General features: G+C 61.8%; 20 protein-coding genes and 1 pseudogene. 8 read left to right on the forward strand and 13 right to left on the reverse strand.

All coding sequences use genetic code 11. The annotated features are described in order from the left end of the window. Position 1: 1 nt before the first annotated feature. The 10 genes from Q8X51_RS24920 to arnC all read right to left on the reverse strand — a co-directional run bounded on the left by Q8X51_RS24920 (position 2) and on the right by arnC (position 11,514). Entirely contained in the window at positions 2–1,105 is a 1,104-nt protein-coding gene (locus tag Q8X51_RS24920) for an enoyl-CoA hydratase/isomerase family protein (protein WP_065927525.1), read from the reverse strand. A gap of 141 nt (positions 1,106–1,246) precedes the next feature. Further along, positions 1,247–1,957 carry an HPP family protein gene (locus Q8X51_RS24925; RefSeq protein WP_065927526.1) on the reverse strand — a complete coding sequence of 237 codons (711 nt, stop codon included), beginning with the start codon at positions 1,955–1,957 and terminating at the stop codon, positions 1,247–1,249. Between the two features lie 239 nt (positions 1,958–2,196). Beyond that, positions 2,197–3,819 (reverse strand): ArnT family glycosyltransferase, encoded by a 1,623-nt coding sequence (locus tag Q8X51_RS24930; RefSeq protein WP_065946989.1) that lies wholly within the window; start codon positions 3,817–3,819, stop codon positions 2,197–2,199. A gap of 3 nt (positions 3,820–3,822) precedes the next feature. After that, the gene (locus tag Q8X51_RS24935; protein WP_065946990.1) at positions 3,823–5,202 is read right to left on the reverse strand and encodes a UDP-glucose dehydrogenase family protein; all 1,380 of its coding nucleotides are present in this window, start codon (positions 5,200–5,202) and stop codon (positions 3,823–3,825) included. Beyond that, entirely contained in the window at positions 5,199–5,612 is a 414-nt protein-coding gene (gene arnF / locus Q8X51_RS24940; RefSeq protein WP_065927529.1) for a 4-amino-4-deoxy-L-arabinose-phosphoundecaprenol flippase subunit ArnF, read from the reverse strand. The genes Q8X51_RS24935 and arnF overlap by 4 nt, the downstream gene beginning before the upstream one ends. Beyond that, positions 5,609–5,956 carry a 4-amino-4-deoxy-L-arabinose-phosphoundecaprenol flippase subunit ArnE gene (arnE, locus tag Q8X51_RS24945; protein ID WP_407694213.1) on the reverse strand — a complete coding sequence of 116 codons (348 nt, stop codon included), beginning with the start codon at positions 5,954–5,956 and terminating at the stop codon, positions 5,609–5,611. The genes arnF and arnE overlap by 4 nt, the downstream gene beginning before the upstream one ends. Continuing rightward, positions 5,953–7,608, reverse strand: coding sequence for a lipid IV(A) 4-amino-4-deoxy-L-arabinosyltransferase (gene arnT / locus Q8X51_RS24950; protein WP_407694214.1), 1,656 nt, complete (start codon positions 7,606–7,608; stop codon positions 5,953–5,955). Before arnT ends, arnE begins: the two co-directional genes overlap by 4 nt. After that, positions 7,605–8,489, reverse strand: a complete 885-nt coding sequence (gene arnD, locus Q8X51_RS24955) for a 4-deoxy-4-formamido-L-arabinose-phosphoundecaprenol deformylase (RefSeq protein ID WP_137212315.1) — start codon at positions 8,487–8,489, stop codon at positions 7,605–7,607. Before arnD ends, arnT begins: the two co-directional genes overlap by 4 nt. After that, complete coding sequence (arnA, locus tag Q8X51_RS24960) at positions 8,489–10,480, reverse strand: bifunctional UDP-4-amino-4-deoxy-L-arabinose formyltransferase/UDP-glucuronic acid oxidase ArnA (RefSeq protein WP_407694215.1); 1,992 nt, start codon at positions 10,478–10,480, stop codon at positions 8,489–8,491. Before arnA ends, arnD begins: the two co-directional genes overlap by 1 nt. Next, positions 10,477–11,514: an undecaprenyl-phosphate 4-deoxy-4-formamido-L-arabinose transferase gene (arnC, locus tag Q8X51_RS24965; protein ID WP_065927534.1), complete on the reverse strand. Its 1,038-nt coding sequence runs from the start codon at positions 11,512–11,514 to the stop codon at positions 10,477–10,479. The genes arnA and arnC overlap by 4 nt, the downstream gene beginning before the upstream one ends. A gap of 400 nt (positions 11,515–11,914) precedes the next feature. Here arnC and Q8X51_RS24970 point away from each other — a divergent pair, with 400 nt between their 5' ends. Together Q8X51_RS24970 and Q8X51_RS24975 are read left to right on the forward strand one after the other, a co-directional pair. Next, positions 11,915–12,727, forward strand: a complete 813-nt coding sequence (locus tag Q8X51_RS24970; RefSeq protein WP_065946995.1) for a M949_RS01915 family surface polysaccharide biosynthesis protein — start codon at positions 11,915–11,917, stop codon at positions 12,725–12,727. Positions 12,728–12,835: 108 nt separating this feature from the next. Continuing rightward, positions 12,836–13,750 carry a site-specific integrase gene (locus Q8X51_RS24975; RefSeq protein ID WP_027605855.1) on the forward strand — a complete coding sequence of 305 codons (915 nt, stop codon included), beginning with the start codon at positions 12,836–12,838 and terminating at the stop codon, positions 13,748–13,750. 153 nt (positions 13,751–13,903) lie between these two features. Here Q8X51_RS24975 and Q8X51_RS24980 read toward each other — a convergent pair whose 3' ends face one another. Next, positions 13,904–14,761, reverse strand: coding sequence for an SDR family oxidoreductase (locus tag Q8X51_RS24980; RefSeq protein WP_137212316.1), 858 nt, complete (start codon positions 14,759–14,761; stop codon positions 13,904–13,906). A gap of 100 nt (positions 14,762–14,861) precedes the next feature. Continuing rightward, positions 14,862–16,070 carry a multidrug effflux MFS transporter gene (locus Q8X51_RS24985; RefSeq protein ID WP_065946997.1) on the reverse strand — a complete coding sequence of 403 codons (1,209 nt, stop codon included), beginning with the start codon at positions 16,068–16,070 and terminating at the stop codon, positions 14,862–14,864. Positions 16,071–16,206: 136 nt separating this feature from the next. On the opposite strand from Q8X51_RS24985, the pseudogene Q8X51_RS24990 reads away from it, so the two are divergent. From Q8X51_RS24990 to Q8X51_RS25010, 5 genes and pseudogenes are all read left to right on the forward strand, one after another. Continuing rightward, a pseudogene (locus Q8X51_RS24990) lies at positions 16,207–16,962 on the forward strand (MCP four helix bundle domain-containing protein); the annotation flags it as partial. 132 nt (positions 16,963–17,094) lie between these two features. Further along, positions 17,095–17,820 carry a methyl-accepting chemotaxis protein gene (locus tag Q8X51_RS24995; protein ID WP_407694324.1) on the forward strand — a complete coding sequence of 242 codons (726 nt, stop codon included), beginning with the start codon at positions 17,095–17,097 and terminating at the stop codon, positions 17,818–17,820. Between the two features lie 199 nt (positions 17,821–18,019). Further along, complete coding sequence (gene rbsK, locus Q8X51_RS25000) at positions 18,020–18,940, forward strand: ribokinase (protein ID WP_065927539.1); 921 nt, start codon at positions 18,020–18,022, stop codon at positions 18,938–18,940. Positions 18,941–18,966: 26 nt separating this feature from the next. Beyond that, on the forward strand, positions 18,967–20,298 hold the full coding sequence (gene fucP / locus Q8X51_RS25005) for an L-fucose:H+ symporter permease (protein ID WP_074846801.1): 1,332 nt from the start codon (positions 18,967–18,969) through the stop codon (positions 20,296–20,298). Next, positions 20,295–21,341, forward strand: coding sequence for an aldose 1-epimerase family protein (locus Q8X51_RS25010; RefSeq protein WP_407694216.1), 1,047 nt, complete (start codon positions 20,295–20,297; stop codon positions 21,339–21,341). The genes fucP and Q8X51_RS25010 overlap by 4 nt, the downstream gene beginning before the upstream one ends. Here Q8X51_RS25010 and deoR read toward each other — a convergent pair. Further along, entirely contained in the window at positions 21,338–22,096 is a 759-nt protein-coding gene (deoR, locus tag Q8X51_RS25015; protein WP_065927542.1) for a DNA-binding transcriptional repressor DeoR, read from the reverse strand. The two genes, Q8X51_RS25010 and deoR, sit on opposite strands and share 4 nt — an antisense overlap. Positions 22,097–22,224: 128 nt before the next feature. Between deoR and deoC the strand changes: the two genes are divergently transcribed. Beyond that, the gene (deoC, locus tag Q8X51_RS25020; protein WP_407694217.1) at positions 22,225–22,908 is read left to right on the forward strand and encodes a deoxyribose-phosphate aldolase; all 684 of its coding nucleotides are present in this window, start codon (positions 22,225–22,227) and stop codon (positions 22,906–22,908) included. Positions 22,909–22,973 lie beyond the last annotated feature (65 nt).

The following is a 22,973-nucleotide window of genomic DNA, read 5'->3' on the forward strand; positions in this document are numbered from 1 at the left end:
CTTATTTCGCAACCTGCTCGAAGTGATGGAAGAAGCTGTCGACGTGGCTTTTGTTCAGTCCATGGAGCGTCGGCGGGTTCCAGCGAGGGTTCTTGTCCTTGTCGATGATCAGCGCACGGACCCCTTCGATCAGGTCGCCGCGTTCGAACCATTGGCGGTCAAGGTGCAGCTCCAGGGCAAAGCACTGCTCCAACGGCAGGCGCCGGCCGCGTCGCAGCATTTCCAGGGTCACGGCCATGGCCAGGGGCGAGCGGGTTTGCATCAGGTGGACGGTGTTCAGTGCCCACTCATGGCTGTCGGCGACAGTGACCTCCTGAAGTTGCTCGACGATGCTCGGAATGTCCGGCAGGCCGAAGAAGTGGTCGATCGCGGGGCGCAATGCGGCCAGCGGCGGGTCGGGCAGGCGCTGCACCGCCAGCTTGGCCAGCACGCCTTGCAGGTCTTTGAGGGGCGATTCATGCCATTGCAGGCTGTCGAGTTTCTGGTCGAGGCTGGCCAGCTTGGCGCTGTCCAGGTACCAGTTGGCCAACCCGCAATACAGGGCGTCTGCCGCGCGAACCTGCACGCCGGTCACGCCGAGGTAAATGCCCAGCTCGCCGGGAATGCGCGGCAGGAAGTAGCTGCCACCGACGTCCGGGAAGTAACCGATCGCCACCTCCGGCATCGCCAGGCGGCTGCGCTCGGTGACGACGCGCAAATCAGCACCCTGCACCAGGCCCATGCCGCCGCCCAGGACAAACCCGTCCATCAGGGCCAGTACGGGTTTGCGGTAATGGTGGATGGCCAGGTCCAGCGCGTATTCCTCGACGAAGAAGTCTTCGTGCAGGGTGTCGCCGCGTTTGAAACTGTCATACAGGGAGCGGATATCGCCGCCGGCACAAAATGCCTTTTCGCCCGCACCGCGCAGGACTACGGCATGCACCTGCGGGTCGTCTGACCAGGCGTGCAGCTGTTGCGCCAGGCTGCGGACCATGTCCAGGGTGATGGCATTCAAGCCAGCGGGGCGATTGAGGGTGAGGTGACCGATATGGTTGCGTACTTCGGCCAGTACGTCGTCCTGACGCCTCTCGGCGCTGCTTGCTTCGCTTGAAACCTGAGCAGTCATCTGTAACTCCCTGCTTTTATTGTTCTTTATCAAGATGGTCGTGCGCAAACACTCCCGTGATCGTACCAGTGCAAATTTGCACAGTACAACCCGAAATCATGCAGGTCGTTTTTGCATTTATGCAGGGTGGCGGGCGCGGGTTCAGGTCACGCGGGTTGCCAGTACTTCACCGATGCTGCGGCGCCGAGCGTGGGTTTCTGCAGCATGGATCAATTGCTCCAGCTCCGTCGGGGCCACGTCGTAGAATTGCTCCATGTCCGCCAGCGCCAGCTTCAAGTCGGCGGCCGTGATAGCGGGGTCGCGGGCGGCCCTGGGGTCAGGCAGGACAGTCGTCGACGTCTCGACAGCACCCTTGGGGTAGCGCGTTCGCGTCGCATTATTGTAGGCCAATGCACAGGCCAGCAAGGCGCCGGCGCCGAGTAATACGGCCCCCAATTCGTGCCAGCCCAGGGCGGCGGAGGCAGGGTCGGCCAGGACCAGGCTCATGGCCAGCCCACCGGCGGGCGGGTGCAGGCACCGCAACCAGCACATCAGCACCACGGCCATGCCGGCCGCCAGGCAGGCACCGCCCAGGGTGCGCCCAAGGACGCGGGCCACCAGCAATGCCACGACACCGGCGCACAGGTAGCTGCCGATGATCGACCAGGGTTGTGCCAGCGCCCCGGATGAGACCGCAAACAACAACACCGCCGATGCCCCCAGTGGGCCGAGCAGGTGCAGGGCCACCTCCATGCCGAAGACCTGGGCACAGAGCCACACACTGAAGAATGTACCCAAGGCCATGCCAATCGCGGCACGGCTCCATTCGGTGGGGCGGGTGTTGATAGCAGCGGGAAACCAGCGAGAGCGCATTGAAAGGAAATCCATAAACGGCGGGCAAAAAAAAGGCTTGTCTGGTTGCCCGGAAAAGCCCTTTGAAAGTTCCTGCATTTGGGGGAGGAACCCGCGCAGTGTGCCGCGCCCGGCAGGGCAGCGCCAATGCATATTAATGAGGGTTAAATACAAAAATAATGAGTTTATCAAGGCGTGGCGGAGCGGTAGATAGCTACCGCATGTGGCCATCGAGTTTACAGTTGGGGTTCAGACGCAACTCAAGGTTGGGCAGGTTTAGCCAGGTGCAGCAGCACATAGGGGGTTCGGTCGAACTCACCGCTCAACGTAGGCGTGATAGAGGCAAAGCGCGGGTCTTCGAGCCCTTCGAAATCCGCCTGGCTCATCACCAGCCACGCCGGCCCTTGCAGCGGTGCCAGGTCAGAAGCTTGTTGGGTAAACAACGGCACCTGGTCGCAGTCGAGGTTGACCATGTATTTGATCGCCTTGGCGTCTTTGCCCAAGCCGTGCAATACCACGGGGGCGCGCTGTTGCTTGACCTGCTCATGCACTTGCAGGGTAAAGGTGCGGGTGTCGTAGACGCTGCGTTCGAGCGGTTCGACCACGGCAATATAGGTTGCCCAAACCGCAAGCACGGCGGCAAGCGCCGGACCCAGCGGCCGTAGGCGAGCCCTGAACAACGCCAGCAATGCCAAGGCTTGCAACACGCCGAGAACGGCGAACACCGGCCCCAGCTGGCTCAACTGCTGCGGATAGCGTGGCCGCGCGAATACCAGCCCGACGATCAGCAGGCCTGGCAGCAGTGTCCATAGACCCAGCATCAGCCCGCGTAGCCATGCAAACAGCCGCCCCTCAGTGACCTGGAACGGGTACGCCGCAATGATCGCTGCCATCGGCAACATCGGCAGCACATAGCGAGCCTTCTTTGCCTGGGGAATCGACAGGCCCAACATCACCAGCAAGCCTGCGGCGGCGCAGTACAGCACCAGTTGCAACGCCGGCGTCGGCACGCGGCGCCCACCGAACGCAAGCGCCAGCAGCACCAGCAGCGCCACGGGATAGGCGAGGGCGTAGTTGCCCAGCGAGCTGGTGAAGTAATACAACGCGCCACTGGAGCCTTCACTGCCGTCCATGCGCCCCAGGAACTGCATGCGGATCACATCCTGCATGAAGCTCTCGCCGCCACTGAGCTTGGCCATCAGCAACAGCAGGCCGACACAGGCCGCCAGCAGCGCCAGGGCCAGCAGGCCAAAACTGAACAGTTGGCGCCATTGCCGGTTGATCAGGTAGTAGCTGCACAGCACACCCGTGGGAATGACCAGCCCGATCGGCCCGCGAATCGCAAAGCCGAGGATCAGCAGCAGGTACAGCCAGTACAGGCGTCTGCCCGCACCGAAATGATCATGGGCATAACCGAGGTAGAACACCGCCAGGGCGATGGCGGCGAGCATCTGGTCGAGGGATACCGCACGGGTTTCACTGATGAAGGTACTGCTCAGCAACAACAGCGCGATGCTCAGCAGCCCCCAACGCTGGGAGTAGGGCGCCGTCAGGCGATACACCAGGATGACGATCACTGCCGAGGCAATCGACGTGGGCAGCCAGGCCGTGAGGCTGGTGACCTGGCCCAGGGGCAGGGACAACAGCCAGGTCATCAGCGTCGAGGTGGCCAGGTAATCGGCATACGGCTGCCCGTAGGTGGTGGGAAAAAAACCCGGCCCATGGCGCAGCATCTCCTGGGCAAATACCACGAAGCGTGAGTCGAAACCGATAATCGCCTGGTGCCAACTGCCGGCGATGAACAACAGCAGCGCCAGCAATCCCAAGCCGAGGGATTGGCGACGAATCGTCGGGCTGAGCAGGGACGGTTGAGCTTTGTTCACGAATCAGGCTTCCACGACCTGCGGCACCCACTGTTGTTGGGGGATCGGCAACTGGCAGGAATCGCCACGACCGATCGGGTAATACTGGAAGCCTTTGCGCGCCAGGCGCTCACCGTCATACAGGTTGCGGCCGTCGAAGATCACCGGGGTTTTCAGGCGCTGGTGGATCAGCTCGAAGTCCGGCGCCTTGAACTGCTGCCATTCGGTGCAGACGATCAGCGCATCGGCGCCGAGCAACGTGGATTCCGGCGTGCCCATCAGCATCAGCCGCTCCTCGTCAGCGTAGATGCGCTGGGTTTCCTGCATGGCTTCCGGGTCGAACGCCCGCACATTGGCGCCGGCGGCCCACAGGGCTTCCATCAGCACGCGGCTGGGTGCATCGCGCATGTCGTCGGTGTTGGGCTTGAACGCCAGGCCCCACAGGGCAAAGGTCTTGCCGCGCAGGTTGCCCTGGAAGAACGCATTGATACGTTCGAACAGCTTGCTCTTCTGGCGCTGGTTGATGGCTTCCACGGCTTCCAGCAGGTCGCTGGAGCAGTTGGCCTGCTTGGCGCTGTGGATCAAGGCACGCATGTCCTTGGGGAAGCACGAGCCGCCGTAGCCGCAGCCGGGGTAGATAAAGTGGTAGCCGATGCGCGAGTCGGCGCCGATGCCCAGGCGCACGGCTTCGATATCGGCGCCCAGGTGTTCGGCCAGCTCGGCGATCTGGTTGATAAAGCTGATCTTGGTCGCCAGCATGCAGTTGGCGGCGTATTTGGTCAGTTCGGCACTGCGCAGGTCCATGAAAATGATGCGGTCATGGTTGCGGTTGAACGGCGCGTACAGGTCGCGCATCACGTCGCGCACTTCTTCGCGCTCGCAGCCGATGATGATGCGGTCCGGGCGGCGGCAGTCGGAAACGGCCGAGCCCTCCTTGAGGAATTCCGGGTTGGAGACGATATCGAACTCCAGGTGCCGGCCGGCCAGGTGCAGGGCTTTTTCGATATGGGCGCGCAGGGTGTCCCCGGTGCCCACCGGGACGGTGGATTTCTCCACCAGGATCACCGGGTCGATACGGTGGCGGGCCACCGCATCGCCCACCGACAGCACGTACTTGAGGTCCGCCGAGCCGTCTTCATCCGACGGTGTACCCACCGCGATAAACAGCACTTCGCCGTGTTCGACGGCAAGCTTTTCGTCAAAGGTGAAATGCAGTCGCCCGCTCTCCAGGTTTTCCTTGACCATGGCCGCCAGCCCCGGCTCGAAGATGCTCACATGGCCTTGCTGCAGGAGCTTGACCTTGTTCTGATCGACGTCCATGCAGATGACATCGTGACCGACTTCGGCTAATACGGTGGCCTGCACCAGACCGACGTAACCACTACCAAATACACTGATTTTCATGGGGCATTCCTGGCGCTTGCAGCGCTAGCACGGCGAGAGTTAATAACCAGCACACCAAGGATGACAAGCGCCACCCCCAGGGTTTTCGAGAGGGAAAAATGTTCGTTGAACACCGGCAGGCTGGCGGCCAGCAGGTACACCAGCGCATAGCTGATGCTCAGCAGCGAATAGGCGCGGCCCAGGGGCAGGTGCTTGAGGGCGCCGAGCCAGCAGAGCATCGACAGCGCGTAGGCCAGGATCGCCAGGCTTACTACGCCCAACGCGGTGAAGTCGATGGCGTTGCTGTTGAACGCGGTCAGCCATTCGGTGGGCAAGGGCAGGCGCGTCATGCTCCAGCGCATGCCCAATTGGGCGGCGCTGACCAGGCCAACGCTGCCCAGGGCCAGGGCAAAACCACGCACGCGGCTCATACCTGGCGCCCCAACAGCACCACACCGGCAATCACCAGCACCACACCCAGCCAATGCCGTGTGTCGATGGTTTCGTTGAATACACAGCGCGCCACCAGGGTGACCAGGACAAAATTGAGGCTGAGCATCGGGTAGGCGATGCCGACTTCCAGGCGCTGCAACACCAGCAACCACACCAGCAAACCAAAACCCAGGCACAGCAGGGCCGACCACAACCATGGTGAGCGCAGTTTCAGCGCCCAACCGTCGGGCTGGCCGCGCCAGCCTTCCACGGCGAATTTCTGCGAGACCTGGCCCATGCATGTCAGCAGGCAGGCCGCCAATAACAGGAGCAGTGTGATCATGGCGCAACCTGCGGGAACACCAGGATCACGATATTGCCTTGCTCGTAGCGCTTGCCGTCCTTGGGCAGCAAGTCCACTTCGGCGAGTTCGTCGTCACCCTTGACGCGCATCACCACACCGACCGCGCCGTGTTTTCGCGCGTCGCTCATCCATTGCTGGACCTGTGTGGTATCGACCTTGTGATGGGCCGCATCGTCGAAGGCCAAGCCATATTTCACTTCGCCGACGGTGTTATAGAGGGTCACGTCCGGGCGCTTGACGCGCCATGCCAGGGCGGAGGCCGCGCCGAGGTCGTTGCTCAGCAACGCGCTGGTCTGGCTCAACTCCTGGAGGTGATCGATGATGAACTGGTCCGGGGTCTTGTTATAAACCACCGAATGGGGCAATGCGGCCGGGACCAGCGCCACCAGCAACCAGCTGCCGATCGCCGGCGCCGCCCACAAGCGCAGCGGGCGCGACGCTTGCAGCAGGTTGGCGACGATCCAGCCGAACAGGAACATAAACACCAGCACCAGGCTGAGGGTTTCACTGCCGTGCTCATACACCGGTTTTTTCAGTTGGACCCACGTCAGCGCGAGCAAGGCCAGCACGCCGATGACCAGGTTCAGCCAGCCGTTGATGCGTAACACGCGCCCACGGGCCTGGGCCAGTTTGTCGGCCAGGGAATGGCCCATCAACAACGCCAGCGGCAACAGGCACGGCATGATGTAGGAGGGCAACTTGCCCTTGGCCAGGCTGAAAAACGCCAGCGGCATCAGCAGCCACAGCAACAAGAAGGCGGTTTTCGCCGCGCGTTTTTCCTGCCACGCCTGTTTCAGGGTCGACGGCAATAGCGCCACCCACGGCAGGCAGAAGGCAATCAGCAGCGGCAGGTAATACCAGAACGGTTCCGCATGCTGGGCATCGTCGCCGGCAAAGCGCTGGATATGCTCGTGCCAAAAGAAGAAGTTCCAGTAGTCCGGCTCCTGCAGGTGCACGGCCAGGGCCCACGGCAGGCTCACCACAATGGCCACGACCACGGCGACCAGGCCGTAGCCGAGCAGTTCGCGAAAGCGCTTCTGCCAGATCGCGTAGGGCAGGGCGATCAATACCGGCAACAGCCACGCCAGGAAGCCCTTGGTCATAAAGCCCATGCCACAGGCAAAACCGAGCAGCGCCCAGGCCCCCAGGCGGCCGTTGCGAGTGGTGCTGTCGAAGCAGAACCACAGGGCGACGCCGGTCAGGTTGACCCAGAACGTGAACTGCGGATCGAGGTTGGCATAGCCGCCCAGTGCCGCCACGCTGACAAAACTCATGTACAGCACGGTGCTGACCAGGCTCTTTTGCGGGTCATTCCACAGCCGGCGCGACACCAGGTACACCAGCAGGATGCTCAAGCCGGTGCTCAGCGCCGAGGCGAAGCGCACGCCAAACAGGTTCTGCCCGAAGATCGCCTGGCCCAGCGCGATCATCCAGTAACCGGCAGCCGGTTTTTCGAAATAGCGGATCCCCATGAAGTGCGGCGAGGCCCACTTGCCGGTCAGCAGCATTTCCTGGCTGATCTGTGCATAGCGGGTTTCATCCGGAATCCACAGGCCGTGGGTGGTCAGCGGCAACAGGTAAAACACACCGAACGCCAGCAGGAGCAGGGGCAAGGCCCAACGCCGGATCATGCCTGCTGCACTCCGAGCCACCCCTCGCGGCCGCTCAAGGCGCCGCGCACCAGGTGTTGCCGGGGCAGGGTGGTCAGGTCCGCAGGCAACAAGTCGCCCAGCGGTTTGAAGTCGATGCCGCGCTGCCCTGCCTGGGCGAGCAACTGGCGAAAATCGTTGGCCATCAGAATCCCTTCTACTTCTGCGTGGATCGTGTAGACGTTGAGCTTCGACTCGGAAAACCGGTCAAGAATGAAGCCGTTGAAGTCCTTGGCGGCCACCACCGGCCCGACGACTTCGTCGAAGGTCGGCAGGTCCACCGGAATTTGTGGCGTGCCCGCGCTGCCATCGGCCAATGTCGGCCGAAACAGGCTGGTACCCCGGCAATCGCTGTTGTAGCGAAAGTTGAAACCTTGCTTGGCTTGCACCACACGCTCATCGGCACGCCAACCGGCGGCCGCCGAACAGTCGATGGGTTCGCCGAGGATGTCGCTCAGGGTCTCCACGCCGCGTCGAATCTGCTCGACCAGCTGCGCATCGCTCCAACGCCCGGTGTTGGCCTGCCAGCCGTGGTGATCCCAGGCGTGCAGGCCGACTTCATGCCCCGCCGCCTTGGCCTGGCGCATCAAGTGCCCCAGGTCACGGCCGATCGGCTTGCCTGGCCAGGCGGTGCCGGCCAGCAGGATGTCCCAGCCGTACAGGCCGGCCGCGTTGGAACGCAGCATCTTCCACAGGAACTGCGGGCGGATCAGGCGCCACAAGTGGCGCCCCATGTTGTCCGGCCCGACACTGAAGAAGAACGTCGCCTTGACCCCGGCCTCATCCAGGGATTCGAGCAACCGTGGCACGCCTTCACGGGTGCCGCGGTAGGTATCGACGTCGATGCGCAAGCCTGCCTTCATTACTTTTTGTCCGCGATTTCGAGCATGGCTTCACGCAGGAAGAAGTCCAGCGTGTTGCCGATGGTTTCGCTCATTTCCACGGTCGGCTCCCAGTTCAGCAGGCGCTTGGCGTTTTCGATGCTTGGCTTGCGGTGGGCCACGTCCTGGTAACCGGTGCCGTAGAACGCCTTGCTCTCGACGTCACGGAAACCGGCGAACGGCGGGAAGTTGCCGCGCAGCGGGTGCGCCTCGAACTGACGCAGCAACTCTTCGCCCAACTGACGGATGCTGGCTTCGTTTTCCGGGTTACCGATGTTGATGATCTGGCCGTTGCAGGCATCGTTGTCGTTATCGATGATGCGCGCCAGGGCTTCGATACCGTCGGCGATGTCGGTGAAGCAACGCTTCTGCTCGCCACCGTCGAACAGGCGGATCGGCGTACCTTCCACCAGGTTCAGGATCAGCTGGGTGATCGCCCGGGAGCTGCCGATACGCGCCGAATCCAGGCGGTCCAGGCGCGGGCCCATCCAGTTGAACGGACGGAACAGGGTGAAGTTCAGGCCCTTGGCGCCGTAGGCCCAGATCACGCGGTCCAGCAGTTGCTTGGAGACCGAGTAGATCCAGCGCTGCTTGTTGACCGGGCCGACCACCAGGTTGGAGGTGTCTTCGTCGAAATACTGGTCCTGGCACATGCCATAGACTTCGGAGGTCGACGGGAAGATCACGCGCTTGTTGTACTTGACGCAGTAGCGCACCAGCTTGAGGTTTTCTTCGAAGTCCAGCTCGAACACGCGCAGCGGGTTACGGGTGTATTCGATCGGTGTGGCGATGGCCACCAGCGGCAGGACCACGTCGCACTTCTTGATGTGGTACTCGATCCACTCGGTGTGGATGCTGATGTCGCCTTCGACGTAATGGAAGTTCGGGTGGCTGCGCAGGCGCTCGATGGCGTCAGAGCCGATGTCCAGGCCGTAGACTTCATAACGGTCGTCACGCAGCAGGCGCTCGGACAGGTGGTTACCGATAAAGCCGTTCACACCGAGGATCAGCACGCGGGTCCGGCGCGGCTTGCGGCCGGACTCGGCACCGCGCAGCACGGAGCCGTCGACCAGGCCCAGTTCGTTGGCCAGTGATGGGCCGGCCAGGTACAGGCCGTTGTCGTTGCGCTGGCCGAACTTGACCACCAGAGAGTCTTCGCCGCAGGCGATGCGCAGCGGGTTGACGCTGATCACACGGCCCGGTGCCAGGCCTTCATTGCCCTTGACCACTTCGGCTTGCCAGACGATGAGCTTGTGCTCGCCGACGGCGCAGAACGCGCCTGGGTACGGTTGAGTCACCGCGCGCACCAGGTTGAACAGTTCTTCAGCGGGTTTTTTCCACTCCAGCTTGCCGTCGGCTGCGGTGCGACGACCAAAGTAGGTGGCCTGGCTTTCGTCCTGGGCCGTTTCCGTCAGCTTGCCCGCAGCCAGTTGCGGCAGGGCGTCGCGCAGCAGGCTGGTGGCCGCATCACGCAGCTTGGCGTGCAGGGTCAGGCCGGTGTCGGTGCGCTCGATCACGACTTTTTGCTGGGCCAGGATCGCCCCGGCATCGGCGCGCTTGACCATGCGGTGCAGGGTCACGCCGGTTTCGGTTTCGCCGTTGACCAGCACCCAGTTGGCCGGTGCGCGGCCACGGTATTTAGGCAGCAGCGAGCCGTGCAGGTTGAACGCACCTTTGCTGGCGGTGGCCAGCAGCGGCTCGCTCAGCAGGTTGCGGTAGTAAAAGGAGAAGATGTATTCCGGGTTCAGCTTGGCAATACGCTCGATCCACAGCGGGTGGTTGGCGTCTTCCGGCGCATGTACCGGGATGCCGTTGCACGCGCAGAGTTGGGCGACGGAAGCGTAGAAATTGTTTTCCTTGGGGTCGTCGGCATGGGTGAACACGGCGGCAATGTCGTAGCCGGCAGTCAGCAGGGCTTCAATGCCCGCACAGCCAATATCGTGGTAAGCGAAGACAACGGCTTTTGAATTCATGACGAAACCTGATCGGAAGGAAAAGTAGTGGTGGAATGGGAAGACACCAGGCCGTCGACGACGACCACGGGTGCCGGTGCTGCCGGTTGGTTGCGCAGCACTTTTTCAATAAAGAAGCGGGGGCGCGCACGCACGTCGCTGTACATGCGCCCCAGGTATTCGCCCAGCAGGCCCATGCCGATGAACTGGCCGCCGGTGAACACGAACAGCACCGCGAACAGTACGAACATGCCATCGCCGGCCCATTGGGCACCGAAGGCCAGGCGCAGGATGATCAGCGCGAAGGCGAACAGCACGCCCAGGCCCGCGAGGCTGAAGCCGACGATGGACAGCAGGCGCAGCGGCGTGGTGGTCATGCAGGTCAGCAGGTCGAACATCAGGCTGATCAGGCGCATGGCGCTGTATTTGGATTCGCCGTGTTCACGCTCGGCGTGGTGCACCAGGATCTCGGTGGTGTGACGGGCAAAGCCGTTGGCCAGGATCGGGATGAAGGTGCTGCGCTCGCGGCAGGCGAGCATGGCGTCGACGATGGTGCGCCGGTAAGCGCGCAGCATGCAGCCGTAGTCGCTCATGGCCACGCCGGTGGAGCGTTGCACGGCGAGGTTGATCAGGCGCGAAGGCCAGCGGCGAAAGGCCGAGTCCTGGCGATTGTTGCGTACCGTGGCGACCACGTCGTAGCCCAGGGCGGCCTGTTCCACCAGGCGCGGGATTTCTTCGGGAGGGTTCTGCAGGTCGGCATCGAGGGTAATCACCACTTCACCCCGGCACTGCTCGAAACCGGCCATGATCGCCGCGTGCTGCCCGTAGTTGCGATTGAGGATCACCGCCACCACGTTGCTGCCGTCTTGCGCGGCGGCGTCTTCGAGCAATTGGGCGGAGTTGTCGCGGCTACCGTCATCCACCAGGATGATTTCGTATTCGTAGGCCAGTTGCTTGCAGGCGGCGGTGGTGCGACGCAGCAGTTCAGGCAGGCTTTCTTGTTCGTTGTAGACCGGGATAACGATCGACACGCAATGAATAGGGTAGGGTTTCAAAGATTCATGACCTCGGGGCTAGAGCAACTTGGAGCGTAAAAACAGCAGTGATCATTGGGCAAACGTAGGGCTCGCAGGTAAAAAACGGCGCAAAAGTTGAAGTTTAATCAACAGGTTAGCTGGTGTTGTGGGACTCGCTCTGAAGTTTCACGTTCAAGATTAAGCGCAAAAATGTGCAACAGATATGAAAGGCAGATGAAAAACTCGTTTATTTGACAGGTAGACAGCTAGGGTTCAGCTACGCAACTAAGGTATGGCAGGGTAAGGCCCGCAGGCTGAATAGGCGTTGTCTGCAGGTGAGGCGCTTTAATCCGCCAGCCCTTGGTCTTAATTGAAGAATCTTCTCTGCAATGCGCTTCAAGTGCCGGTAAAGTAAGCCATCTCTTGCCAGGGTACTCGGATGAATAGCGTGCAGCGTATAAGCGGCCAATGGCGGCCCGTTTTGATCGGATTGTTGATGACGGCGGCCTGCGTCAGCGCCGTACGGGCAGATGATGGCGTGGCGCTCACCGCGCTCGCCCAAGTGCCTGAGGGTGTTGAAGTGCGCGGCAGGCAGGTCGCCGCCTATACCTGGGACGACCGCCAGGGCAAGAACCTGCTGGTGCTCTCCGAGCAGGTCAGTGAACGCGAGGATGACGGTACCCAGTCGGCGTTTGTCTATGCGGCCCAATACCTGATCGACGGTGACCGTCCCAAGCGCATGTGGATGCTCTACGACGACGTGCAGCATTGCCAATTCGATGCGGCGCTGCGCTTCGACATGGCCGCGACCAAGGTCACCGACCTCACCGGCGATGGCGTCACCCAGGCCACCGTGGGCTATTCGCGCTCCTGCACCAGCGATGTCAGCCCCAACGAATTCAAGCTGATCATGCATGTCGGCAAGTCGCAGAAGTACCGCCTGCGCGGGGTCGACCGGGTCGGCGCAGCCTGGTGGGATGAAGAGGCCGGGGCCCTGCGTGGCATGCCGCTGCCCAAGGATTGTAGCGTGGCCGGGCAGCAGGCGCTGGTCAGCCAGTACAAGGAGCAGGGCACGGAGTTGCCGTTGCCGGGTTGCTATGGCGATGAGAAGGACTTTGCCAAGGCGCCGGACGCTTACCTGACCTTTATGCGTCAGCACTGGTTCGCACTGATGCAGAAGCAGGATGCCGAATGGAGTCAGGCCCAGACCCAGCCCCAGGCGCCCACCGAGGATGAAGACACGGCACCGTGATTTTGTGCCAGGGCTTTTCCTGGGTTAGACTCGGTCTTCGCCAATTCACTAAATACCTCGATTAAACAATGAGTTGTTCGAGGTATTTAATCCAAAGGCTGATCTACCTTGACCGAGTCTATCCGTAACCCGTTGACCCTCTACCTCACCCGCCTGGCCCCCTCCAGCCAACTCACCATGCGCTACGTGCTGCAGGACGCCGCCGACCGCCTGGGCTTCGAAGACATCAACCTCGAAGACATCGACTGGCACCTGCTGCAACCTGAACATGTCATCGCCCTGGTCGCAGCGTTGCGCGAAGACGGCTACGCGCCGAATACCTCATCCCTGTACGTGAATGCCGTGCGCGGGGTGATGAATGAAGCCTGGCGCATGAGCCTGATCAGCCAGGAACATCTCCTGAAAATGCGTACGGTCAAGGCCACGCCCGGCACGCGCCTGGGCCAGGGCCGCAATCTGCGGCGCACGTTGATCCGGGAAATGATGGAAGTCTGCGCCGCCGACCCTCGCCCCCAAGGCCTGCGTGATGCAGCGGTCATCGGCATCCTGTATGGCTCGGGCATGCGCAAGTCCGAGTCGGTCAACCTCGACCTGGCGCAGATCAACTTCGATGAACGCAGCTTGCGGGTAATCGGCAAGGGCAACAAGGAGCTGGTCAAGTATGCACCGGACTGGGCTTTCGCCAAGTTGCAGGCCTGGTTGGCGTTCAGGCGCGAACAGCTCAAGGAAGGCGAGCAGGACGACAGCTTCCTGTTCAACCGCATACGAAGGGGCAGCCATATCACCCGCGAACGTATCACCAAGCACGCGATTTACTACATCGCGCGCCAACGGGGTGAGCAGGTCGGGGTGAAGATCATGCCCCACGATTTTCGCCGCTCGTTCATCACGCGGGTGATCGAGGAGCATGACCTGTCGATTGCACAGAAGCTGGCGCACCACACCAATATCCAGACCACCGCCAGTTATGACGTGCGTGACGACAATGAGCGGAGGCGGGCGGTGGACCGGTTCGATTTATAGGCGATCAGCGCGATATTACTAGGCCCTGTAGGAGCGAGCTCACGAAGAGCTCACAGGCACCGCATTTATCCAGAATGCACGCGTTACCGTAGACGTTTTTCGCGAGCAAGCTCGCTCCTACAAAAGGCAAGTACGCTTAATTGATCGGTGGGTTTAGAGAATGGGTTTGCCACCGGTGACCGCATAACGCGAACCCGAGATGTAGCTGGCCTCGTCCGATGCCAGCAGCACATAAATCGGCGCCACTTCCACCGGTTGGCCGGGGCGGCCCAGTGGGGTTTCGCTGCCGAAGTTCTGCACGTCTTCATCAGTCATGGTCGCCACGATCAACGGCGTCCAGATCGGGCCGGGCGCGACGCTGTTGACGCGGATGCCCTTGCTGCCGAGTAATTGCGCCAAGCCGCCGGTGAAGTTGGCGATTGCGCCCTTGGTGGCGGCATAAGCCAGCAGGGTCGGCTTAGGCATGTCGGAGTTCACCGAGCTGGTGTTGATGATCGAACTGCCGGCCTTCATATGCGGCAGCGCAGCCTTGCAGAGGCGAAACATCGCGGTGATGTTGATATCGAAGGTCTTGACCCATTCCTCATCCTCGATCTCTTCGAGCGTTTCGTGGGTCATCTGGAACGCAGCGTTATTCACCAGCACGTCGATGCGCCCGAACTGTTCCACGGTCTTGTCGACCAGCGCCTGGCAGGTGGCTTTTTGCGCAATGTCACCGGGCAGCAACAGGCATTGGCGGCCCGCTTCCTCAACCCAGCGCGCGGTTTCCTTGGCGTCTTCGTGTTCGTCCAGGTAGGCGATGGCGACGTCAGCGCCTTCACGGGCAAAGGCGATGGCCACCGCACGGCCGATGCCGCTGTCGGCACCGGTGATCAAGGCGATTTTGTTGGCCAACCGGCCGGAGCCCTTGTAACTCTGTTCCCCGCAGTCCGGGTACGGGTCCATTTTGCGCTGGGTACCGGGCACGTTTTGCGCTTGAGGGGCGAAGGGCGGGCGAGGGTAGTCAGTCATTTCCAATCTCCATAGGTTTCGAGCGGTGCTATGGGATTAGTAGTTTCATGGCCGGCGATAGTTGTAATGAATGCCGGCCAGGCCCGACGAGCGGTATAGGTCAGCCGTGGGGCGGGGCGCTCGCCAGGTGCGCCGGCAGGCGGCGCAAGGTCCACAGCGTGGTGAACATCGCCGCGAGCGCACACAGCGCGATACCGATGAGCATCGGCGCCGGCGTGTGGTCGGCAAACACTCCGACCAGGGTCATGGACACGGCAGCGGTGATCATCTGGATGGCCCCCAACAGCGCGGAGGCAGATCCCGCCACAGCACCATGATCTTCCAGGGATAACACGCCCGCCGCCGGCAACAACAGGCCGAGGAAACCGAAGCCGATAAACAGCAACGCCATCATCAAGGCCAGGCTGTCGACCCACAGCGTGGTCGCGGCCAGCAGCACCATAACGGCGGCTACGGCGACCACCGACCAACGAATCAGTGGCGCCAGGCCGAAGCGTGCGCTCAAGCGTGCAGTGAGTTGGCTCATGGCAAAAAACGACGCGGCGTTCAGGGCGAAACACAGGCTGAACTGGGTAGGCGTGAGGCCGAAGTATTCGATATACACGAAGGGCGCACTGCCGATAAACACGAAGAACGTCGCCAGCCCGAACCCGCACACCACCGACAAACCGATGAAGACCGGGTCACGCAGCAGTGCGCCGTAGCTGCTGAACGCCGTGCCCAAGGTCTTGCCCAGCCGGCGCTCGGCGGGATGGGTTTCGGGCAGCTGCACAATTGTCATCACCAGGCACAGCACGGCCACCACCGCGAGCACGGCGAACACTTCGCGCCAACTCCACAACGAAATCACCAGGCTGCCGGCCAGTGGCGCGAGAATCGGCGACACACTCATCACCAGCATCAGCAAGGCCATCAGCCGCGCGGCTTCATGGCCGGTGTACAGGTCACGCACGATCGCCCGGGGAATGACCATCCCGGCACAGGCGCCGAAGGCCTGCACGGCACGAAAGCCGATCAGCACTTCAATGGTGGGCGCCAACGCGCAGCCGACGCTGCCCACCGCAAAGATCAGCAGACCGGCGTAAATCGGCGGCTTGCGCCCGAACACATCGCTGATCGGGCCGTAGAACAGCTGGCACACCCCAATGACCATGAAGAACACCGTGAGGCTCATCTGTACCGCCGCCGGCGAGGCGTGCAGGCTGGCGCCCAGGGTAGGCAGGGCGGGCAGGTAGATGTCGATGGCGAACGGGCCGACGGCGGTGATCAACCCCAGCAGTAACGCAAGGTGGGCAATACTTCGGGACATGGGCGGTTTCCGGCAGCGCAAAAGCCGATCAGCTTAAGGGATCCGCGCAGATCCGCAAACTTAGGCTTCACTAACAGGGATTGATGCCGATAACGGTAAGAACGTTGCTTCGACGGTTGGGTATGGGGATGTCAGCATGACGATCAAATTACGCTTGATGCTGTTGATTGCGACTGGGTTGCTCACGGCTCTGGTCATGAGCCTGGCCGGCTACCTGGGGAATGTTCGGATGAGCGAGGCCGTACAGGATAGCGAGGTGAGCATGACGGTCCTGCGCAACCATATGGAAGCCGACATGATGCACGACGCACTGCGTGCCGACGTGCTGTCTGCCATGCTCGTGGGGTTGGGCAAAAGCACCAGCAGCAAGGACGAGGTCAACACCTCGTTGAAGGAACACGCCGAGCATTTCCGTCAGGTACTGGGGGACAACCTCAAGTTGCCGCTGGATGCCACGATCAAGACCGGCCTGGAAAAAATCAGACCCAGCCTGGACACCTATATCAGTGCCGGCGAGCGCATCGTCGCGCTGGCACTGGAGAATCCTGAGGCCGCTCGCGGGGAACTGGACACCTTCAACAAGGCGTTTTCCCAGCTGGAAGATCAAATGGCGGCGATGAGCGAGCTGATCGAAAGCAATACCCAGGAGACCAGCGCCAGCACGCGGCAGACCATCAGCCACGCCAATTTGACCTTGGGCGCCGTATTGCTCGCCAGCCTGTTGCTGCTGCTGGCCCAGGGGCGCTGGGTGTTGTCGAGCATCATGGCGCCGCTGCAGGCCGCCAGCCGTATTGCCGACAGTATCGCCCGGGGCAACTTGAGCGAGCCGATTGTCGAACCCAAGCGCAAGGACGAAGCCAGCTCGTTGATCCGCAGCCTTGCCACCATGCAGCGAGATCTACGCGGCATGATCGAGGTGGTGCGCAGCAATGCCCATGGCGTCAATGGTATGAGCGAACGCTTGAGCCAGGGCTGCCATGACGTCGCCGGCAGCAGCCAGCAGCAAAGCGCGGCCGCCAGCACCATGGCGGCGGCGGCCAGTGAAATGACCGCCAGTATCGAAGAGATCACCCGGCATGCCGGGCGCGCCCTGGATATGGCCAACCAGGCCGAAGCCCTGGCCAAGGACGGCGGCCGGGTGATCCACCAGGTGGTGAAGGACATGGATGGCATTGCCCGCTCAGCGCAGCAATCGGCCCAGGTCATTCGTACGCTGGACAAGGAGTCCGAGGCGATCTTCAGCATTATCCAAGTGATCAAGGGCATCGCGGACCAAACCAACCTGTTGGCCCTTAACGCCGCGATTGAAGCCGCCCGCGCCGGCGAACAGGGACGCGGCTTTGCGGTGGTCGCCGATGAAGTGCGCAGCCTGGCGGGCCGCACCAGCGCCTCGACCCAGGAAATTGCCAGCATGGTCGGGCGTATCCAGCAGAACACCCGGGAAGCGGTGACCAGCATGGAGGAGGGCGTCACCCAAGTGGATAAAGGCATGGCGGTGACTGCCGAGGTGGAGCGAGCGATCCGCGATATTCTGCAGGCCACCCTCAATACCACCGAGTTGGTGAACGACATCTCGCGCACCATCGGTGAACAGAGTTTGGCCAGCAACGAAATCTCCCACCAGGTGGAGATGATTGCGGGGATGTCGGAAAACAACAGCCGCATCATCGGCGAAACCGCCTCGACCACCGATGAACTGGCCGGGTTGGCCGGCAAGTTGTCGCGATCCGTGGATCGCTTCAGCCTGTAACACCGCACAGACCTGATACACGCTTTATGGACCGGCCCCCTGTGGGTCGGTTTTTTTTGCCCGGTCCACCGGCCCACCCGCAGGGCTCGTTGACCGGGCACCGCAAAAAAAGATTGAATATTCACACCTAATGTTATTTAAATAACAAAACAAGAGCGCCACGACCTGCCTGGTCGTGTTGCAACAGGGTGGAATAGCAATGAGCAAGATCGCAGTCATCGGCAGCAATATGGTGGATTTGATCACCTACATCGACCGCATGCCGGCCCAGGGCGAAACCCTGGAAGCGCCTGGTTTTGCCCTCGGGTGTGGCGGCAAGGGGGCGAACCAGGCGGTGGCGGCCGCCAAGCTTGGGGCGCAGGTGCTGATGTTGAGCAAGGTCGGCGACGACATGTTTGCCGACAACACCCTGGCCAACTTCCAGCGTTTTGGTATCGACACCCGTCATGTGCAGCGGGTGCCTGGGGTTTCCAGCGGTGTCGCGCCGATTTTTGTGCGGGCCGACTCCCACAACAGCATTCTGATCGTCAAAGGCGCCAATGCGCATTTGTTGCCGGCGGACATCGACGCGGCGGCCGCCGACCTGCGCGAGTGCACCCTGATCGTGCTGCAGTTGGAGATCAATCTGGAGACGGTCTACTACGCCATCGAATTTGCGCACCGGCACGGCATCGCGGTGCTGCTCAACCCGGCACCGGCCCTGGCCGGCCTGAGCGGGGAGCACCTGGCACAGCTGGATTTCCTGATCCCCAATGAATCGGAACTGGCGTTGATCAGCGGCCAGGTCGTGGACTCGCCGGACGCCGCCCAACGCGCCGCGCGCACGCTGGTGGCCAGCGGCATTCGCCACGTGATCGTCACCCTCGGTGAACACGGTGCGTTGTACGTGGGAGAGGAGGGCGAATTCCGGGTGCCGGGCCGAAAGGTCGTGGCACGGGACACCACGGGCGCCGGCGATGCCTTTATCGGTTGCTTCATCCAGCACTGGAGCCGCGACGGCGGTATCCGGCAGGCCATGGAACAGGCCGTGGCGTATTCCGCCTGCTCGGTCATGGCCCTGGGCACCCAGACGTCATACCCCGACAGCGAGGCGTTCGCTCGTTTCCAGCAACAGCCGTAATCCCCAAACCAGCCCGGAGAACAATAATGAACAAACCTGCGCTGCAACAGACACCCGATGGTTTCTACCTGAACCGCACGCCCTGGTTCGCCTTTATCCTGCTGTGCAGCATCTTTGCGCTGTGGGCGGCGGCGGCAAGCATGAATGACGTGCTGATCGCACACTTCAAGAAAGCGTTTTTGCTCAGTGATTTCCAAACCGCCTTTGTGCAGTCGGCGTTTTACCTGGGCTATTTTTTCGTGGCGATTCCGGCGGCAATGGTGGTGCGCCGCTTCAGCTACAAGAGCACGATCCTGATCGGGTTGCTGCTGTACATGTTCGGCTGCCTGCTGTTTTTCCCGGCGGCGTCGACGGCCAAGTACGGCATGTTCCTGCTGGCGCTGTTTGTGATTGCGGCCGGCCTGTCGTTCCTGGAAACCGCCTGCAACACCTACTCGACCCTGATGGGGCCACGGGAAACGGGGACGCGGCGCTTGAACATCTCGCAGACGTTCCACCCCTTCGGTGCGATGGCCGGGGTGTACGTCGGCAGTTTCGTGATGTTCAAGGACACCGACGCCACCACGGAACAACTGGCCCGGATGAGCGCCTCCGAGGCTGCCGTGCAGCAGTTGCAGATGATCCAGTCCACGCTGTTGCCCTACAAGTGGATGATCGCCGTGCTGGTGCTGATGTTTATCCTGGTCGCGATCACTCGGTTCCCTGCCTGCAAGGGCAATAAGCCGGCTGACAGCAGGCCTGGCAGCCTGCGCCACAGCCTGGGCCGGCTGTGGCGTAACCCGCGCTTTACCTTTGGCGTATTGGCGCAGTTTCTCTACGTGGGCGCCCAGGTCGGCGTGTGGAGTTTTACCATTCGCCTGGCGATGCAAATGGGCGGAATGAATGAACGCAGCGCCTCATGGTTTTTGCTGACCACCTTTGCCGCCTACTTTGTCGGCAAGATGATCGCCAACCTGTTGATGCGCCGCCTGCATCCGGCCAAGGTCCTGGCGATCTACGGTGTGCTGTGCATTGTGCTGCTGGCCTACACCATTCTGGTGCCGAATATTTCGGCGGTGTACGCAGCGGTCGGCGTGAGTATTTTCCTCGGCCCGTGCTGGCCGACCATTTACGGCCTGACCATCGATGGCCTGGGTGAAGACACCGGCGTCGGCGGTTCATTGCTGGTGATGAGCATCGTCGGCGGCGGGGTGATTCCGATCTTCCAGGGCCTGTTGTCCGATGCCAGCGGCGGCAATATGCAGCTGGCCTACAGCGTGCCGTTGCTGTGCTTTATCGTGATCGTGATGTACGCGGTCAAGTGCATGCGCCAACCCGGCACGTTACCGTCGAGCGCTGTTGCGGCGGTGGCCTCATGAATACGCGGATTGCGCTGTATCCTGCGCTGTTTGCCGAGCAGGAAAAGATCCTGTTGCAGTCTGAGGACTTCAAGGTCTGTGGGTGGACCTACGCGTCCGGCGTGCAGGCGCTGAGCCTGGAGAACAGCCGTGGACGCCTGGTGCTGCTGCCTTATCAAGGGCAGATGATCTGGTCGGCGGTGTTCGACGGCTGTGACCTGACCATGAGCAATCTTTTCGAGCAACCCCGGCCCAGCCCGACGGTTATTGATACCTACGGCTGCTTCATGTTTCACAGTGGCCTGCTGCGCAACGGTTGCCCGGCGCCGGATGACACCCACGCCTTGCACGGCGAAATGCCTTGCGCCCCGATGGACTCGGCCTGGCTGGAAATCGGCGAGGGCTTTGTGCGCCTGGGCGGTTGCTATCAATACGCCAAGGGCTTCGGCGATCGCTACCGGGCGTGCCCCAGCGTGACCCTGCGCGCCGATTCGGCGGTGTTCGATATCGACATGGACGTGACCAACCTGGCCGGCAAGCCTATGGAACTGATGTACATGGCCCACATGAACTACGCCTTTGTGGCCGGCGCGCGGTTTGTAGAGCCATGGGGCATGCAGCGCCTGCGCCTGCGCACCAGTATTCCGGACCACGTCAAGCCGACGCCGGACTGGAGTGCCTACATGGCGCAACTGGCCCAACAACCCGGGCAATTGGCCTGTCTCGATCAGCCGGGGTTGTACGCCCCTGAAATCGTGTTTTTCTTCGACGGCGTCGGCACAGACGCAACCGGCCAGGCCCACTTCCTGCTGGATCATCCCGATGGCGCGGCGTTCTACACCCGCTATCGCCCCGAACAATTCGCCCACGCCGCACGCTGGATCCTGCACACGCCGGATCAGCAAGTGGCGGCGTTCGTGCTGCCATCGACGTGCGAACCCGAGGGCTATAACGCCGAGAAAGCCAAAGGCCACGTGCGTTTGCTGGCGGCGGGAGCCAGCGCTTCGTTCAGTGTCACCACCGGCTACCTGAGCGCGCAGGAACGCCAGCGGTTGCTGGGTTAAACCAGCAATTGCGCGCCGTGGGCCTGGATGGCGTCCTTGTAGCTGCGGGGGATTTTCTTGTCGCTGACCACGTACTGAAAGTCTTGCAGGGCAGCGAAGTGAGCGGTGCGCACCGTGTCGAACTTGCTGAAGTCGGCGAGCAACACACGTTGCTGGGCCTGGCGCATGACCTTTTGCTTGACCTCGACTTCATTGAAGTTGAAGCACGTCACGCCGAATGCCTGGCTGACGCCGGCGGCAGTCACGAAGGCCCATGTCAGGCGCACGCTGTCGAGGATGCTGCTTTCGGCACTGTTTTCAAACACCTGGTTCTTGCGATGGAAGGTGCCGCCGCACAACACGATGTGGCAGTTGGGCTTGTTATGCAGCTTGAGCAGCACGTTCAACGAGCTGCACACCGCCGTGAACTCCAAGTCGTCGGGGATGAAGTCGATCACAAACGGCGAGGTGGTACCGCAGTCGAAAAACACCGTGTCACCGGGCTGGATCAGGCGCGCGGCGAGTTTGCCGATGCGGCGCTTTTCCTCGACGTGGCGGGTGTCCTGCTCGGCAACCCGGTAATCGCTGACCTCGCTGCCGACCCGGGTGATGTAGCCACCCAGCAGGCGCAGGTGATCACTGAAGTGGTTGAGATCGCGGCGCAGGGTCATCTCCGAAACCTCCAGCAGCGCCGCCATTTCCCTCAGGTGAATGGCGTTCTGGTCCTGCAAGGCTTGTTGGATAAGCTTGAGTCGCTCGGCTTTTCTACTGTCCACGAGTATTCCAGGGCTTGATTGTTTGCGTTAGATAAGTAACATTTAATGTTATTATTATAACGCATTAGTGTGGGTGCTGTGACAAGCGGCACACGACCATTCGCAACATACAGGCAAGGGCACGTTAAATGAACACTCTTCAACCCGCAGCATTGGCCAAGTACATCGATCACACCTTGCTGGCGCCCGACGCCTCCCGCGAGCAGATTCGCACTTTGTGCGAGGAAGCCCGGGAGCACGGTTTTTATTCGGTGTGCCTGAACTCAGGGCAGGTGCCTTACGCCGCTTCCTGCCTGGCCGACGACAGCGTGGTGATTTGTGCCGTGGTGGGCTTTCCCCTGGGCGCCGGCCTGAGTGACACCAAGGCCTTCGAAGCCGAACGGGCGATTGCCGCCGGGGCAGGGGAGATCGACATGGTGCTCAATATCGGCTGGTTGAAGGACGGTTTGCTGGACGCAGTGCGCGAAGACATTGCCTTGGTCCACAAGGCCTGCGGCGCCGTGCCGTTGAAGGTCATCCTGGAAACCTGCCTGCTGGAGGACGAAGAGAAAGCCCAGGCCTGCGAAATCTGCCGGGACCTGGGTGTGGCGTTCGTCAAGACCTCCACGGGGTTCAGCCGAAGCGGTGCCACCGCCGAAGACGTGGCCCTGATGCGTAAAACCGTGGGCGCCGCGGTTGGGGTCAAGGCGTCCGGTGGTGTGCGCGATTATCCGACGGCACTGAAAATGATTGAAGCCGGGGCGACGCGCTTGGGCAGCAGTTCGGGGATTGCGATTGTCGGCGGGGCGATGACGGCGGCCAGTGGTTACTGAGTTTCGGGCCGGCGCCTGGCAGCCTGTAGGGAAATCCCTACAGGCTGCGCAAATCATTAGAGCAC

Origin of the sequence: Pseudomonas sp. Yb2C2, assembly GCF_052112325.1 — a bacterium.
In the GTDB taxonomy this organism is placed as follows: domain Bacteria; phylum Pseudomonadota; class Gammaproteobacteria; order Pseudomonadales; family Pseudomonadaceae; genus Aquipseudomonas; species Aquipseudomonas marginalis.

Excerpts from the sequence above, each read along its gene's own strand:
- rbsK (WP_065927539.1), top strand. The coding sequence starts at position 18,020 with ATGAGCAAGATCGCAGTCATCGGCAGCAATATGGTGGATTTGATCACC.
- Q8X51_RS24985 (WP_065946997.1), bottom strand. The coding sequence starts at position 16,070 with ATGTCCCGAAGTATTGCCCACCTTGCGTTACTGCTGGGGTTGATCACC.
- deoC (WP_407694217.1), top strand. The coding sequence starts at position 22,225 with ATGAACACTCTTCAACCCGCAGCATTGGCCAAGTACATCGATCACACC.
- arnA (WP_407694215.1), bottom strand. The coding sequence starts at position 10,480 with ATGAATTCAAAAGCCGTTGTCTTCGCTTACCACGATATTGGCTGTGCG.
- Q8X51_RS24935 (WP_065946990.1), bottom strand. The coding sequence starts at position 5,202 with ATGAAAATCAGTGTATTTGGTAGTGGTTACGTCGGTCTGGTGCAGGCC.
- arnD (WP_137212315.1), bottom strand. The coding sequence starts at position 8,489 with ATGAAGGCAGGCTTGCGCATCGACGTCGATACCTACCGCGGCACCCGT.
- Q8X51_RS24970 (WP_065946995.1), top strand. The coding sequence starts at position 11,915 with ATGAATAGCGTGCAGCGTATAAGCGGCCAATGGCGGCCCGTTTTGATC.
- Q8X51_RS24920 (WP_065927525.1), bottom strand. The coding sequence starts at position 1,105 with ATGACTGCTCAGGTTTCAAGCGAAGCAAGCAGCGCCGAGAGGCGTCAG.
- arnF (WP_065927529.1), bottom strand. The coding sequence starts at position 5,612 with ATGAGCCGCGTGCGTGGTTTTGCCCTGGCCCTGGGCAGCGTTGGCCTG.
- Q8X51_RS25010 (WP_407694216.1), top strand. The coding sequence starts at position 20,295 with ATGAATACGCGGATTGCGCTGTATCCTGCGCTGTTTGCCGAGCAGGAA.
- arnE (WP_407694213.1), bottom strand. The coding sequence starts at position 5,956 with ATGATCACACTGCTCCTGTTATTGGCGGCCTGCCTGCTGACATGCATG.
- fucP (WP_074846801.1), top strand. The coding sequence starts at position 18,967 with ATGAACAAACCTGCGCTGCAACAGACACCCGATGGTTTCTACCTGAAC.
- Q8X51_RS24995 (WP_407694324.1), top strand. The coding sequence starts at position 17,095 with ATGGCGGCGGCGGCCAGTGAAATGACCGCCAGTATCGAAGAGATCACC.
- Q8X51_RS24925 (WP_065927526.1), bottom strand. The coding sequence starts at position 1,957 with ATGCGCTCTCGCTGGTTTCCCGCTGCTATCAACACCCGCCCCACCGAA.
- arnT (WP_407694214.1), bottom strand. The coding sequence starts at position 7,608 with ATGATCCGGCGTTGGGCCTTGCCCCTGCTCCTGCTGGCGTTCGGTGTG.
- Q8X51_RS24980 (WP_137212316.1), bottom strand. The coding sequence starts at position 14,761 with ATGACTGACTACCCTCGCCCGCCCTTCGCCCCTCAAGCGCAAAACGTG.